Raw genomic sequence first — 13,381 nt, 5'->3', positions numbered from 1 at the left:
CGCAGCTAGTCTCTTTAAACTCTATGTCGACTATTTATCGTTTTGATTAGATAGCTCGACATAGACCTCCATCAAGGATTGACGCGTGTTGGGATTTAGCGCTTTAACGTCGTCGCAAGGTGCCACAAGGTCTGGGATCTGATAAGTGTTCATCGAAGCTGCCATAGCCGCTTTCACACCGTTGTTAGAATCTTCAAACGCCAAGCAATGTTCTGAAGGAACGCCTAAGCGCTGAGCCGCAAGGTGATAGATCTCCGGGTCTGGCTTACCGCGAGTAACCTCACACCCTGTCGTGATGTTATCGAAATAGCGATCAAGCCCTGCGAGTCTGAGTTTGCTTTCCGCGACTTCACGGTGAGTAGACGTTGCAACCGCGAGAGGAATATTGAGAGATTTGAGCCAATCAAGCAGCTCTACGACACCATGCTTTTTGGGAATAGCTTGATGAAACACCACGTCATTGTAGTGTTTACGCCACTCTTCATTAATCGTTTGATAATCGATAATACCCTCATAAGCGGCACCCAATTTGGCGTGAATGGTCTTTGAATTGCAACCAATGATAGACAGATAACTCTCTTCTAAGAAAGGGACACCTAGCGTCTCGCATGCCTTTTCAAAAATGCCTTTGCAGACATTCTCTGTATCTAGAAGCAGCCCATCCATATCAAAAATTGCAGCTTTAAAGTTCATCGTTCTCTCATCATTACCGCGTTCAAATCAGAGCGCATTGTGCCGTAAGTTGAGACGCTTTGCTACGGCAAAAACCAATACTTAGTCTGTTTGGTGTATAATCGAGCCTTCAAAATATCCATTGAATCAAAGGAATAAGATGGTCGCATTGAAAACAATCCTGTTTGGATTAGCTGGCGCTTTGCTTGGAAGCCTTCTCCCAATTCCGTTGGCTGAGTTGTTCACTGCGGCGTTTGCAACCATCGTTTACCTTCGCTCTACCCGCCAAAACGTCAGACTACCCGATGCCGTTATCACCGTCATTCAGATCATCTTGGGAGTCAGCATCGGCATTACAGTGCACTTTTCTGATCTCGTTGGCTCTTTTTCGCTTCCTTTGTTCACTGGGCTCGTCTTGTGCATGTTATCGCAGACCACCGTCAACTTCTTATGGCTGTATAAACGCGAGCGTTGGACGCCTTTCGAGTCTTTATTAGGCGCTATTCCTGGCGCAATGGCTGCCATTCTCGTTATCAGTGAGGAGCAGGAAAAACCCTCGCCTAAAATCATATTCTCGCACTCTATTCGCTTATTGCTACTGGTCGTCCTCGCAGGTGTGATAGCGTCAACGGGCGAAGACAGTGGCTCACAGTTAAGCCAAACCTTATCGGTTTCTCAAACAATGCATTTGTTGATACTGGCTGTTATCAGCTATGCGTTAGGCAAACTGGTAGGTAAAGTCGGTGTGCCCGCCCCTTACCTATTAACCAGCCAGATTGTTGCCGCTATCTATAATGTTCAATTTGCCTCGCTAGCTCTGGCGGTACCCGAAGTACTCATCATGTTTGCCACAGCTATTTTGGGAGTGTTGATCGGAAGTCGGTTAGCGCCAACAACGCTACGAGAGGCTCTCAGCTATTCGAAAGCAGGATTGATCGTCACAGTGTTAGGTGTCACCGTGACCCTTCTCTACGCGTTTGGGTTTAGCTACTTAACAGGTGCCAATTGGGAGGTATTACTTCTAGCCTGGGTACCAGGTAGTGTTGAGGCAATGACTGCAGTTGCCCTATTGCTCGGCTTGGAGCCTGCATTTGTTGCCATTAACCACGTGATGCGATTGATGATGTTGTATATGATGCCCGTCGCACTAAAGAGCCCACTCCAAAGATTGAGTAAGATGTAAATCATGGCAAGACCGAAAAAGCTTCGAAAAATATGCAGCCATGCACCCTATGAGTGTTTCAAACCCAATGGTGTGCCAACAAAACAACTTAAAAAGGTAGAGTTATTACCCGACGAACTTGAAGCGTTGCGCTTGGCAGATCTGCAAGGGATGAATCAGATTGATGCAGCCAGAGAAATGGATGTGTCTAGACAGACCTTTGCTAACATCGTTAAGTCTGCCCGTAAAAAGGTGGCACAGTGCCTGATAGAGGGTCAAGCACTGATGATGTCGACCTCTGAGTTGGATTAGCTGAGCTTAGCGGCGGTCGGGCTCCTGAATCTAATAGAGCGACTTCTCGCTGCTTTTCGCTTGTTTCTTACAGTCACAATCACTTTCGATACCGACCTTAGAAAGCCCTCCGCAACTGCCTCGTATCGCTTTACGCTTAAACATAACACCGATGGACATCAGTGCAATCGCGGACGCAAACACAACAATAGCAAGTAATATATCCATACTCTTATCCCCTTCACTCTATTTTCGTGAGCCTCATTCTTATATTACGGACCGTACTGGGTGAGAGTTTATTTCGAGGCGGCAGTGAAGAAGAGCAACACGACATCTGCTTAGAAGGGTTATCCCGACCATAACTGATCTCGTTAACTGTTTCTAATTGTTCAATATTTAGCTCTGATACGGTTTGCGTTGACTTCGCTGCCCGTACCTCAACGCCAAGATCGAACAGAGATTGAAGCATTTTCTTACCAATATTTCGCACCAAAACCATATCGACTTGCTTGGATTCTATCAGCTGCTTCCACTGTTTCTTACGCTGGCAACCCTGCACGTGCTCCGTGAGATCGATCATAGTTGTAGAGTGCTGGTCTGTATCGAGCAAAGCGATGGATTCAGCCTTTGAGAAGTGGCCACTGACGCGCTCGTTTCTAACCGGAATGGCGATAAGCATTATAGGTTCCTCCTGTTGAACATGTCTCAACAGAGTACGCCCGTATATAGCATATGCCAATAACTATATTTGCAACATTATGATCTGCAAAATGAGCTGTATCGAGCTTCAGGCGCTAACTGTTAGTCCGCTTTACCCCCTCTAGCTCCCCCTTAGCAAGGGGGAGAACACTAGGCTAGCTCCTATCGTCGCATCGCCTTTCTAGTAATCGGCGCCTAAATTGAACTTCAGAACCCAACTTTTAATAAGCCCCGCTTAGTAAATGAGCCTAACTAGAGCGGGGCTTAAAATAACAGTTGCGCGAGGGTTATGCGTTGCAGTATTCCGTCGCAATCGCTGCTCCAAGTCTTGCATTGTTCAACACAAGCTGAATATTGGAGTCTAGACTGTTCCCGCCCGTCAATTCACAGACTCGCGCTAGCAAGAAAGGCGTGGATTCTTTACCAGCGATACCTTGCTCATCTGCTTCAGCCAGAGCCTGCTCTATCGCACTATTAATCGCCTCGACAGGCATTGCGTACTGCTCTGGAATCGGGTTTGCCACCACGGCGCCACCAGCAAGATTCATCTCCCATTTTGCCTTGAGCGCAGTAGCGATTTCTTCAGCGGAATCTAAGCGATAGTCGATACCATGCTCGCTTTCACGTGTATAAAACGCAGGTAGACTATCTGTTTGATAACCAATGACGGGCACACCCTGTGTTTCGAGGTATTCACGAGTTAACGCAAGATCGAGAATGGATTTGGCGCCAGCACAAACAACCGCAACGTTTGTGTTCGCTAACTCTTGCAGGTCAGCTGAGATATCAAATGTCTCTTGGGCACCGCGATGGACGCCACCAATACCACCGGTTGCAAATACTCGAATCCCTGCCATTTCAGCCAGAATCATGGTAGCTGCCACGGTTGTAGCGCCATCTTTTTGTCCCGCTACCATGAACGGTATATCTCGACGACTCACTTTTGTTACCGCTGTGCCTGCTTTACCAAGGTATTCAATTTGTTCTTTATCTAAACCGACTTTTAGGCGGCCTTTGATAATGGCAATTGTCGCAGGGATCGCACCAGATTCACGTATCGTTGCTTCTACCGTCAGTGCTGTTTCAACATTACGCGGGTAAGGCATGCCGTGAGAGATAATCGTCGATTCCAGTGCAACGACAGGTTTATTCTCAGCCAATGCTTGTGCAACTTCTGGTTGGATATCTAGGTACTTCTCTAACATGTGGATTCCTCTATTAGGCGCGATACTGCGTTTTCAGACATAATTGAATTGATTGTTGCGTTGGACTGTAAGGCTAGCCTCGCAGCAGCGAGTGCAAAGTCGACACTGGTTTGCCATTCCCAGTTCTGGATGTATCCATGAGCCAGGCCTGCCATTAAGGCATCGCCAGCGCCTGTGACGTTGTTAACTTGCGTTTGTGACGCGGGAATAAACTGCCCCTGCCCCTCATTACTGGCATAAGCGCCTTGTTTTCCAAGACTGATCAGTAATTGCTTAATCCCCATTTTATGCAGTTGACCAGCGAGTTCAGGAAGCTGGTCTAAACCCTGCAGCTTATAGCCACATAAAAGCTCTGCCTCTGCGAGATTAGGCTTAAGAGTATGAATATATTCGAGATAAGGTTTTATCTTGCCCGCTTTTACGGACGATACTGGGTCAACAAATATGGGCTTGTCACCATGAGCATGGAACAGATAATCGAGTGCACTGTCACTCAGGTTAGCGTCTAACACTATCGCGGAGGCACGGTTGAATACGGCTGCACGCTTCGCTAACTGGTCGACATTGAGCTCGTCGATAAGCGCCATGTCATTAAGTGCCAGCTGTAACTCACCTTTCGGGTCGTGAATAGACAAGTAAGTGCTTGTGGCTCGGCCTGGTACTATCAAACAATGATCGATGCCTACTGAGGCATTTCGACAAGCATCTAAAAGCTGTTCGCCCCACAAGTCGTCGCCAATCGCGCCAACAAACTGCACCTTGCTACCCAAACGCGCGAGATTGTCCGCAATGTTGCGTGCTACGCCACCAGCTCCTGAAGTTAACACGCCCGGGTTTGAGTCCCCTATGACGAGATCAGAGGTAGAGCGACCGCACAAATCCATGTTAGCGCCACCGATAACAGCGACATAACGCTCAGGCGCGATTACATAGCCCTTGCCTTGGATAAATCCCTTCTTGGTAAGATTCATGATATGCCCCGCAACCGCGCTGCGACTCAGATCCAACATCTCTGCCAGCGTATTTTGGGGAATCATAGGATCTTGCTTTATCAAATCTAGTATCTGCTGCTCACGTTCCGTCATAAACATTTGTCCGCATATCCAAACATATGTTTGGATACTAGGCGATAATGAACAGAAAGCAAACGATTAACTTGTTCAATTTCTAGACTTGATAGGGTGATCACAGTTCATTATATCGCCATTTATATTCATTCACTTGCACTTCTATGTGTGAAATAAGTCACTTGCTGACTCAAAGTTAAGCTCGCTAATATGACAATACCCATATAAAAACTAATGATAAGAAACATATGGACTATATAAACTGCATAGCTAGCACCAATAGAGCGCTTAGTTGCCGAAATGGCATCGATGAACTGTTCAACAGTCTAAGAAAGAAACACCCTTTTCTTTCCAGGTTATGTGTGTCTGTCACATCAGGCGACCACCTTGAAAACTTCCACGTTATCGACCATCAGGATGATAGCGATCGGTATGACGTCATCTCAATGTCATCCTCGAACTGCCAACCCCTTATCAAGATCATTGAGAATCAAGAGATCCGTGTCGTCTCCGACCTGACCGAGCTCAGTGATAATCTGAGGAACAGCCGACTTCGCATGCTAGGCCATCGCAGTAGCTTCACCATGGGCTTAAAAGTCGATCATAAACACGGTGCTGTGCTGTTTTTTAACGCCACTAAGCCCGACTACTTCAATGACGGGACGTTACACGCGGATTTACTGTTTGTGCGAGAAGTCATCGTGAGCTTACTGTGTCACGATCGCTATAAACACCAGATGTTTTTGCAAGCCTTGAAGCTCGCTCTCCGGATCAGTCACAAGCGTGACCCTGAAACAGCAGACCACCTGCAAAGGATGAGTAGATACAGCAAATTATTGGCAGAGTTACTTGCGGTGAAGATTCCCGTCGATCATCGCTTCATCCAATGGATAGAGCTCTATTCGCCATTTCATGACATTGGTAAGTATCGTATTCCCGATCATATTCTGTTTAGCCCACATCGATATACACCTGAAGAGCGGGCAATAATGAATAAGCACGTTGATTATGGCGTAGATATTATCGACGATGTTCTCGACAATATTGATGTGATGACCACATCAAGTGCCGAGGTTTCCTTCTTAAAAAACATCATCTACTACCATCACGAGCGCTTCGATGGGCACGGATATCCATCAAGAATAGGCGGAATAGACATCCCTCTCGAGGCGCGTATCATCACCATAGCGGATGTGTTTGATGCACTGTTAAGTAAACGCACTTACAAGCGTGCGTGGAGTATGGATGACACTCAACGTTATATTGAGCAAGAGGCAGGTCTCGCGTTCGACCCATTACTGGTCACGACGTTGATGGATAATCTTGATCGCTTTCAAGCCATCTACGACGAGTTTCCTCCGGAGCCTATATCCGAGGGTGATGTTGCGTAGTGACTGTTACTGAGTACCTTTTGCTTAGCGAGGGTGTGTAAAAAGGTTAAACGCCCTCTGCACTGCCGAACACGCGATCGAAATAGCTGATAGGTGCGACACGTGCACTTGCCGTTCTCTGCCATTTGGTACTGTTTACGACTAGCCACTTTTGTTGTGAACCTGCAACTATCGCTTGACTCACCGTTGCCTCACGCAGCTCGTGTTCCATGGCATACTCTTCTTGATTCAAGCCTAGAGGTGAGAGTTCTTGTGGGCTTGGCACTGCAGATGCAAGGCAAACTGCGGCGCAACAAACAATACCAATATCAGCAGAAAACTGACCAAAGAACTGGCTAATGTTGTCACCTACCACATCGCCGTCATTGGTGCGTAGCCTGCCACCTGGAATCCAGGTCTCGATATGGTCGTGCTGAGAGAGAATATGAGCAGCTTGAAAATTGTTGGTCACAACACGAAGCTGCTGATGATTGGCGAGCTTTTCCGCAATAGTCGCAATCGTGGTGCCAATACCCAAAAATAAGGTACAACCGTCTGGGATTTCAGCCACCACTTGTTTAGCGATAAGCTGCTTTTCGTCTAAGTTCGTTGCGCTTCGTGAAGCAAAACTTCGATTACTCAATGTTGTCGGCAAACTCACACCACCATGATGTCGCCTAGCAAGCCCAAGTGCGCATAGTTCATTGATGTCTCTACGAATCGTCTGCGTCGTGACATTAAAATGTCCCGACAGCGCATCAATGGTGCAGTACTCTTGAAGCTGGATTAGATCTATAATGCTCTGTTGTCGCAGGCTTAGATTAGTCATAGTGGTGGTTGTTACCTTTTGTTTTATCTCAGCAAATACTACACAAGTGCTTCTGCGGGTTCCAAATAGTTTTGCGGCACGTCAGTAATCATCATATCAACTCCCCAGCCCCATAAATTCGTCACCAGCTCAGGAAAATTCGGCGTATAGCAATAGAGCTGGTAGCCGGAAGATTTGACCACTCGAGCCGTGGCCTCATCTAGAAAACGATAGTCGCAGTGAACGCTGTACGCTGACAAGTTATCCAATATAGATAGTGCATCTTCTGGTACTTTCTGCCAAAGCTGTCCGCGACGAATATTTGGCATCTGGTGTTTCATTTGCAACAAGGCATCCGTAGAAAAGCTAGAAAACAACACTTGTTCCGGTGCTGTATCGACCTCTTCCATCACAGTTTTTACTTGCTGGCAAAGCAACTCAACGCTGTCACCTTCATAAACCTTAAGCTCAATGTTTAGCTTCACTCTATTTCGCTGAGCAAAAAGCAAGGTCTCTGCCAGTGTTGGAATAGGCTCGTCGCGATAGACTTCACCAAACCATAAGCCAGCATCAAGTGCTTTAAGCTCATTAAGGGTCAGTTGTGACACTTTACCACTGCCATTTGTGCAACGGTTTACCGTTTGGTCATGAATAACCACAGGCACATTTTCTTGGCTAAGCTGAACATCAATTTCAATCCACTCTGCGCCGTATTTAGCGGCAAGCTCAAAAGCTACCATCGTATTTTCGGGTGCAAGACTAGATAAGCCACGGTGTGCTGTCGTTTTCATTTGATACCTCTAAATGTTCATTTATGTTCACCTGAAGCATCTCAACCCAATATGACACAAATATTGCAGTAAAAACAACAAATGATGAAAACAAAACCTTTCAATTAAGTTCATTTAACTGTCACTGAATCGTCATTTTCCTAGTTTAATTTTCATTTGAACATTTAGAGCGGATAACACCACACAAATGAACATCTGCTCATGTGAACCAACACTACTACTCATTGAATGAAGGGAAAGGATATGTCTATTAAGCACCTAACAAGCATTGCTGTGACAGCCGCGCTTATCAGCACAGGCGCTCAAGCCAAAACAGAGGTTGAATGGTGGCACGCTATGGGTGGCGCTTTGGGTCAAAAAGTCAACGAAATTGCCGCTGACTTCAATGCTAGCCAATCAGAATACGAGATCAAACCTGTTTATAAGGGTAGCTACGCGGAAACCATGACCAGTGCAATCGCTGCTTTTCGTGCTAAAGAGCAGCCTGCAATTGTTCAGGTGTTTGAGGTCGGTACGGCAACCATGATGGGTGCAAAGCAAGCCATCTACCCTGTTTATGAGTTGATGGAAGACACAAAAGAACCGTTTAACCCTGACAACTACCTTGCGGCTGTGACGGGTTACTACACAACGAATGACGGTCAAATGCTTTCAATGCCGTTTAATAGCTCAACGCCAGTGATGTATTACAACAAAGACATGTTTGCTAAAGCCGGCATCGAGTCCGCTCCTGAGACATGGAAAGAGATGGAAGAGGTATCTCGTAAGTTACTTGCGTCAGGCGCGAAATGCGGCTTCACAACTACATGGCAATCTTGGACGCAGATCGAAAACTTTGGTGCTCGTAACAACATCCCTGTTGCGACTCAGAACAATGGTTTTGGTGGATTTGATACCGAGTTTAAGTTTAACGCCGCTCCGTATGTGAAGCACATTGAGAAGCTGGGCGAGTGGTCGAAAGAAGGCATCTATAAGTACGGTGGTCGCCAGTCGGATGGCATGCCACTTTTCTATACCCAGGAGTGTGCAATGACAATGGGCTCCTCTGCAGGCTTGGCTGGCATTCAAGAGAACATGAAGGGCATCAACGTTGGCGTTGCTCAACTTCCGTACGACGATGAACTGATTGCTAAGCCACAAAACACCATCATCGGCGGCGCATCTCTTTTGGGTTCTTCGTGGTCATTCATCAGAAGAGTACAAAGGTGTGGCTAAGTTCTTTAGCTACCTTTCAAGCTCAGAAGTCCAAGCTGACTGGCACCAGTTTACAGGTTACCTGCCAATCACTAAGCAAGCTTACGAGCTGACTAAGCAACAAGGCTTCTACCAAGCAAATCCAGGGACAGACACGGCTGTTGTTCAGATGACGTCGACAGAGCCAACAGCGAACTCAAAGGGCATTCGTTTTGGTAACTTCCTGCAAACTCGCGACATTATCAATGAAGAGCTAGAAGCCGTTTGGGCAGGCAAAGCTTCTGCAAAATCAGCGCTAAACAACGCAGTTCGCCGTGGTGACGAGCAGCTTCGTCGCTTTGAGCGCACACAGAAGTAACCCGTTGTCCATTCTACGCCGCCACGGTTTTTGATGTGGCGGCATTTCGGTATTTTTTATGTCTTCACAAGTTGTATTCAAAAACAAGTGGTTACCCTACGCGCTTATCGCGCCGCAGTTGGTCATCACTATCGTGTTTTTTATCTGGCCCGCAGGTCAGGCCGTCTTCCAATCGTCTCAATTGGAAGACGCTTTCGGCATCAGCCGAGAGTTTGTTGGACTGGAGAACTTTAGCAAACTGCTCAATGACAGTTACTACCTAGATTCTCTTTTCACTACCCTACAGTTCAGCGTCAGTGTCGCGGTATTAGCGCTAGTCAGCGCACTGATTTTGTCTGCGTTTGCTGAGCACATCGTACGCGGCGCGACCATGTATCGCACCTTCTTAATTTGGCCATACGCCGTTGCCCCAGTCGTCGCGGGTTCACTATGGTTATTCCTCTTCGACCCAACAATTGGTGTTATCACCGATGTGCTTAAGTGGTTTGGCGTTCAATGGAACCCTACGCTCAATGGGTCGCATGCTATGTGGATGGTCGTCATTACCTCGACGTGGAAGCAGATCAGTTACAACTTCCTGTTCTTTCTTGCCGCCCTTCAATCTGTTCCGAAGTCACTCCATGAGGCGGCAGCGATTGATGGCAGTGGCCCTGTGAAGCGATTCTTGACTATCAGCTTCCCACTTATTTCACCTACCAGTTTCTTCTTGCTAGTCGTGAACTTTGTCTACGCCTTCTTTGATACGTTCGCCATTATCCATGCAATGACACAAGGCGGACCAAGTAACAGCACGTCGACTTTAGTTTACAAAGTATATAACGATGGATTTATCGGTCTGGATCTCGGCTCATCCGCCGCTCAGTCGGTCATCCTAATGATTCTCGTCGCCCTGCTCACGGTGATTCAGTTTAAGTATGTTGAGAAAAAGGTGGCGTACTAATGGTTGAAAGAAGACCCCTATTTACGATTTTTTGCCACGTTATTTTGGCGCTTGGCATCATCTCTATTGCGCTTCCAGTATGGATCGCACTAGTCGCGACCACTCACGACAACACTGCGTTTGCGACCGGCACACCCCTGTGGTTTGGCGACCTTGGCTTTAGCGTGTTTGGCGAACTTCTCAGCAATCAGAGTTCATTTAACAACAGTGCCTTACCAATTACGCACATGTTGACTAACTCTCTGATCATGGCGTTATGTATTACGTTCGGCAAACTCATCATCTCGATCATGTCAGCGTATGCCGTGGTGTTCTTTCGATTTAGAGGTCGCATGATTGCATTCTGGATGATCTTCTTCACCCTAATGCTACCTGTTGAGGTCAGAATCATGCCGACGTTTGAGGTCATCACTAACCTCAACATGCTGAACTCGTTCTATGGACTTACGATTCCATTGATTGCCAGTGCGACCGCCACATTCTTGTTCCGTCAATTCTTTATGACGGTACCCAATGAACTAGTCGAAGCCGCAAGAATTGATGGTGCGGGCCCGATTAAGTTCTTTTTCGATATTTTGTTGCCGCTATCGCGCACCAATATCGCCGCCCTATTCGTTATTACCTTTATCTATGGTTGGAACCAATACCTGTGGCCACTTCTTATCACGACTGACGTGCAGTACTACACCATCGTCATGGGCATTAAACAGATGCTTGGTGTGGTTGATGGCGTCATTGAATGGAACAAGATTATGGCGACCACCATCATCGCTATGTTGCCACCGGTCATTGTTGTCATCGGTATGCAAAAAGCATTCGTTAAAGGCTTGGTAGATTCGGAGAAATAAATGTCTACACTTACTCTTTCAAACATCGCTAAATGTTACCCAAATGGCTACCAAGCGATCCCAAACATTAACTTAAACATTGAAGACGGCGAAATGGTTGTCCTTGTTGGTCCGAGTGGCTGCGGTAAGTCGACGCTGTTGCGCATGCTTGCGGGCCTTGAGGAAATCACCTCTGGAACCTTGCAAATCGACGATAAAGTGGTGAATAACCTAGAGCCTGGCGAGCGCGATATTGCAATGGTGTTCCAAAACTATGCGCTTTATCCTCATATGACGGTCTATGACAACATGGCGTATGGACTCAAGAACCGTAAAACGCCGAAGGCCGAAATCAAGCGCTTGGTCTCAGAAGCGGCAGAGATGCTAGAACTCAACGGTCTACTCGATCGCAAGCCTAAACAGTTATCTGGCGGGCAAAGGCAGCGCGTAGCTATGGGCCGTGCAATCGTGCGTGAGCCAAAGGTGTTCTTGTTTGATGAACCATTGTCAAACCTCGATGCGAAGCTGCGTGTCCAGATGCGCCTTGAGATCAAACGTCTACAACGCCGTTTGGGTACCACATCAGTGTACGTCACACACGATCAAGTCGAAGCCATGACGCTGGCGGACAAGTTGGTGGTTCTTAACAAGGGCAACGTAGAACAGGTGGGCACGCCACTCGAGATCTACGATAACCCGGCATCTTTGTTCGTTGCGACCTTTATTGGCTCGCCATCTATGAACATCCTTAACGCCCATGTTTCTATTGAAGGTATTGAACTTGATCACTCGCTACTTAAGCTCAACACCTCTTCGTTGGGCCTTGGTGACATTAAACTGGGTCTAAGACCAGAGCATTTGAAGCTAACTGAAGATAACCCTTGGTTCCATGTTGAGGTCGAACTGATTGAAGCTCTAGGAGCAGACCTATTGCTTTACTGTAAAACTCTTGGTTCAGAAGACCAAAAACTGGTTGTTCGCGTCGAAGGACACTCTAAGATTGCCATCGGCGAACAACTGGGTATTGATATTGACCTAGAACATGTCCATCTTTTTGATAGTAAAACATCAAAACGTATTCACTTTGACGCCAATGCAGAACAACAAGAGGTTATTAATGCCTAAGCCTTTAGCAGCGATATCTCCCGCTCAGGCAAATGAGATTCAATGGTTATTAACGGATGTCGACGACACGCTGACATGGGAGGGAAAGCTCCCGTCAGAAACATTGAGCGCTCTATCGAAACTCAATAATGCTGGCATTAGAGTCGTTGCGGTAACCGGTGCGTGCGCCGGTTGGTGTGACCAAATTGCCAAGCTTTGGCCAGTGCATGGTGTCATTGGGGAAAACGGTGCATTCTGGATGCAGAAAAACCCGTCTGGGTTTTATACTCACTCGCAGATCCCTATGAGTGAAATGAGAGCTCAGCAGCAAGCATTGATCGACCTCTTGAACGAAATGCTTGTCGATTACCCAGGCATCGACTTTGCGAGCGACCAAGGTTTTCGTTTTTGCGATGTTGCCATCAACCTAGGGCAGGATCGTGAGCCTGTCGATCCTATTGTGGCTGAAACACTGCTGACTGCAATCCGACAACTTACATTGAACGGACAGCCAGTAAAAGCAACACAGAGCTCTATCCATATCAACGTTTGGGTTGGAGAGCACAACAAGCGTATCGCAAGTGAACTCTATCTTAAGCAAAACGCTGATTTCGAGAGCCTCAAGCTTGCAAACATCGCTTATATCGGCGACTCGCTTAATGACGAAGCGATGTTTGAGTGGTTGCCAACCACATTTGGGGTCAATAACATCACTCCGCTGTTAGGCAAGCTAAATGCTAAACCTAAGTATGTGACTCGAGGCAATGGTGGTCATGGATTTGCCGAATTAGCTGACTTGCTCATTAGCATGCGTTGACGCACTCTACTACACAAAAAGAGACATCCTGAAAAGAATGTCTCTTTTTGTTTTTACGAACCGCTTACGCTTTGTT

The 13,381-nt window shown here is 46.9% G+C and carries 14 protein-coding genes and 1 pseudogene; 8 read left to right on the top strand and 7 right to left on the bottom strand.

The features are described 5' to 3' along the window. Nucleotides 1-30: 30 nt before the first annotated feature. A complete protein-coding gene (locus AC6I8U_RS06415) occupies nucleotides 31-693 on the bottom strand; it encodes an HAD family hydrolase (RefSeq protein ID WP_498018053.1) in 663 nt (220 codons plus the stop codon). Nucleotides 694-832: 139 nt separating this feature from the next. Between AC6I8U_RS06415 and AC6I8U_RS06410 the strand changes: the two genes are divergently transcribed. After that, on the top strand, nucleotides 833-1,855 hold the full coding sequence (locus tag AC6I8U_RS06410) for an AbrB family transcriptional regulator (RefSeq protein WP_498018052.1): 1,023 nt from the start codon (nucleotides 833-835) through the stop codon (nucleotides 1,853-1,855). A 3-nt stretch (nucleotides 1,856-1,858) separates the two neighbouring features. Next, nucleotides 1,859-2,146: a DUF134 domain-containing protein gene (locus AC6I8U_RS06405; protein ID WP_498018051.1), complete on the top strand. Its 288-nt coding sequence runs from the start codon at nucleotides 1,859-1,861 to the stop codon at nucleotides 2,144-2,146. Nucleotides 2,147-2,176: 30 nt separating this feature from the next. On the opposite strand, the gene nqrM is transcribed toward AC6I8U_RS06405, so the two are convergent. The 4 genes from nqrM to AC6I8U_RS06385 all read right to left on the bottom strand — a co-directional run bounded on the left by nqrM (nucleotide 2,177) and on the right by AC6I8U_RS06385 (nucleotide 5,120). Next, nucleotides 2,177-2,353 carry a (Na+)-NQR maturation NqrM gene (gene nqrM / locus AC6I8U_RS06400; protein ID WP_498018050.1) on the bottom strand — a complete coding sequence of 59 codons (177 nt, stop codon included), beginning with the start codon at nucleotides 2,351-2,353 and terminating at the stop codon, nucleotides 2,177-2,179. A 13-nt stretch (nucleotides 2,354-2,366) separates the two neighbouring features. Then, entirely contained in the window at nucleotides 2,367-2,804 is a 438-nt protein-coding gene (locus tag AC6I8U_RS06395; RefSeq protein WP_498018049.1) for a NifB/NifX family molybdenum-iron cluster-binding protein, read from the bottom strand. A gap of 307 nt (nucleotides 2,805-3,111) precedes the next feature. Continuing rightward, nucleotides 3,112-4,029: a pseudouridine-5'-phosphate glycosidase gene (locus AC6I8U_RS06390; protein WP_498018048.1), complete on the bottom strand. Its 918-nt coding sequence runs from the start codon at nucleotides 4,027-4,029 to the stop codon at nucleotides 3,112-3,114. Continuing rightward, nucleotides 4,023-5,120, bottom strand: coding sequence for a PfkB family carbohydrate kinase (locus tag AC6I8U_RS06385; protein WP_498018047.1), 1,098 nt, complete (start codon nucleotides 5,118-5,120; stop codon nucleotides 4,023-4,025). Before AC6I8U_RS06385 ends, AC6I8U_RS06390 begins: the two co-directional genes overlap by 7 nt. A 338-nt stretch (nucleotides 5,121-5,458) precedes the next feature. Here AC6I8U_RS06385 and AC6I8U_RS06380 point away from each other — a divergent pair, with 338 nt between their 5' ends. Next, nucleotides 5,459-6,487, top strand: a complete 1,029-nt coding sequence (locus AC6I8U_RS06380) for an HD-GYP domain-containing protein (protein WP_498018046.1) — start codon at nucleotides 5,459-5,461, stop codon at nucleotides 6,485-6,487. A 46-nt stretch (nucleotides 6,488-6,533) separates the two neighbouring features. Here the strand turns inward: AC6I8U_RS06380 and AC6I8U_RS06375 are convergent, their stop codons facing one another. Further along, on the bottom strand, nucleotides 6,534-7,295 hold the full coding sequence (locus AC6I8U_RS06375; RefSeq protein WP_498018045.1) for a DeoR/GlpR family DNA-binding transcription regulator: 762 nt from the start codon (nucleotides 7,293-7,295) through the stop codon (nucleotides 6,534-6,536). A 38-nt stretch (nucleotides 7,296-7,333) separates the two neighbouring features. Then, nucleotides 7,334-8,065: a glycerophosphoryl diester phosphodiesterase gene (locus tag AC6I8U_RS06370; RefSeq protein WP_498018044.1), complete on the bottom strand. Its 732-nt coding sequence runs from the start codon at nucleotides 8,063-8,065 to the stop codon at nucleotides 7,334-7,336. A 243-nt stretch (nucleotides 8,066-8,308) separates the two neighbouring features. On the opposite strand from AC6I8U_RS06370, the pseudogene ugpB reads away from it, so the two are divergent. The 5 genes and pseudogenes from ugpB (at nucleotide 8,309) to AC6I8U_RS06345 (ending at nucleotide 13,305) form a co-directional block, all read left to right on the top strand. Continuing rightward, nucleotides 8,309-9,617: pseudogene (gene ugpB, locus AC6I8U_RS06365) on the top strand (sn-glycerol-3-phosphate ABC transporter substrate-binding protein UgpB). 58 nt (nucleotides 9,618-9,675) lie between these two features. Then, nucleotides 9,676-10,557, top strand: coding sequence for a sn-glycerol-3-phosphate ABC transporter permease UgpA (gene ugpA, locus AC6I8U_RS06360; protein ID WP_042472334.1), 882 nt, complete (start codon nucleotides 9,676-9,678; stop codon nucleotides 10,555-10,557). Next, nucleotides 10,557-11,405 carry a sn-glycerol-3-phosphate ABC transporter permease UgpE gene (ugpE, locus tag AC6I8U_RS06355; RefSeq protein ID WP_128648886.1) on the top strand — a complete coding sequence of 283 codons (849 nt, stop codon included), beginning with the start codon at nucleotides 10,557-10,559 and terminating at the stop codon, nucleotides 11,403-11,405. The genes ugpA and ugpE overlap by 1 nt, the downstream gene beginning before the upstream one ends. Next, a complete protein-coding gene (locus tag AC6I8U_RS06350; RefSeq protein WP_498018043.1) occupies nucleotides 11,406-12,509 on the top strand; it encodes a sn-glycerol-3-phosphate import ATP-binding protein UgpC in 1,104 nt (367 codons plus the stop codon). Then, nucleotides 12,502-13,305 carry an HAD family hydrolase gene (locus tag AC6I8U_RS06345; protein WP_498018042.1) on the top strand — a complete coding sequence of 268 codons (804 nt, stop codon included), beginning with the start codon at nucleotides 12,502-12,504 and terminating at the stop codon, nucleotides 13,303-13,305. The genes AC6I8U_RS06350 and AC6I8U_RS06345 overlap by 8 nt, the downstream gene beginning before the upstream one ends. Nucleotides 13,306-13,381: the final 76 nt, after the last annotated feature.

The organism is Vibrio sp. KUL80, from assembly GCF_059725495.1.
The sequence above is the reverse complement of the archived record's forward strand: the minus strand, read 5'-3'. Positions and strand labels throughout refer to the sequence as shown.

Bases quoted from the DNA above. Each gene is read 5' to 3' on its own strand.
- AC6I8U_RS06370 (WP_498018044.1), bottom strand. From the start codon at position 8,065: ATGAAAACGACAGCACACCGTGGCTTATCTAGTCTTGCACCCGAAAAT.
- ugpE (WP_128648886.1), top strand. From the start codon at position 10,557: ATGGTTGAAAGAAGACCCCTATTTACGATTTTTTGCCACGTTATTTTG.
- AC6I8U_RS06415 (WP_498018053.1), bottom strand. From the start codon at position 693: ATGAACTTTAAAGCTGCAATTTTTGATATGGATGGGCTGCTTCTAGAT.
- AC6I8U_RS06390 (WP_498018048.1), bottom strand. From the start codon at position 4,029: ATGTTAGAGAAGTACCTAGATATCCAACCAGAAGTTGCACAAGCATTG.
- nqrM (WP_498018050.1), bottom strand. From the start codon at position 2,353: ATGGATATATTACTTGCTATTGTTGTGTTTGCGTCCGCGATTGCACTG.
- AC6I8U_RS06345 (WP_498018042.1), top strand. From the start codon at position 12,502: ATGCCTAAGCCTTTAGCAGCGATATCTCCCGCTCAGGCAAATGAGATT.
- AC6I8U_RS06395 (WP_498018049.1), bottom strand. From the start codon at position 2,804: ATGCTTATCGCCATTCCGGTTAGAAACGAGCGCGTCAGTGGCCACTTC.
- AC6I8U_RS06375 (WP_498018045.1), bottom strand. From the start codon at position 7,295: ATGACTAATCTAAGCCTGCGACAACAGAGCATTATAGATCTAATCCAG.
- AC6I8U_RS06410 (WP_498018052.1), top strand. From the start codon at position 833: ATGGTCGCATTGAAAACAATCCTGTTTGGATTAGCTGGCGCTTTGCTT.
- AC6I8U_RS06405 (WP_498018051.1), top strand. From the start codon at position 1,859: ATGGCAAGACCGAAAAAGCTTCGAAAAATATGCAGCCATGCACCCTAT.
- AC6I8U_RS06385 (WP_498018047.1), bottom strand. From the start codon at position 5,120: ATGTTTATGACGGAACGTGAGCAGCAGATACTAGATTTGATAAAGCAA.
- ugpA (WP_042472334.1), top strand. From the start codon at position 9,676: ATGTCTTCACAAGTTGTATTCAAAAACAAGTGGTTACCCTACGCGCTT.
- AC6I8U_RS06350 (WP_498018043.1), top strand. From the start codon at position 11,406: ATGTCTACACTTACTCTTTCAAACATCGCTAAATGTTACCCAAATGGC.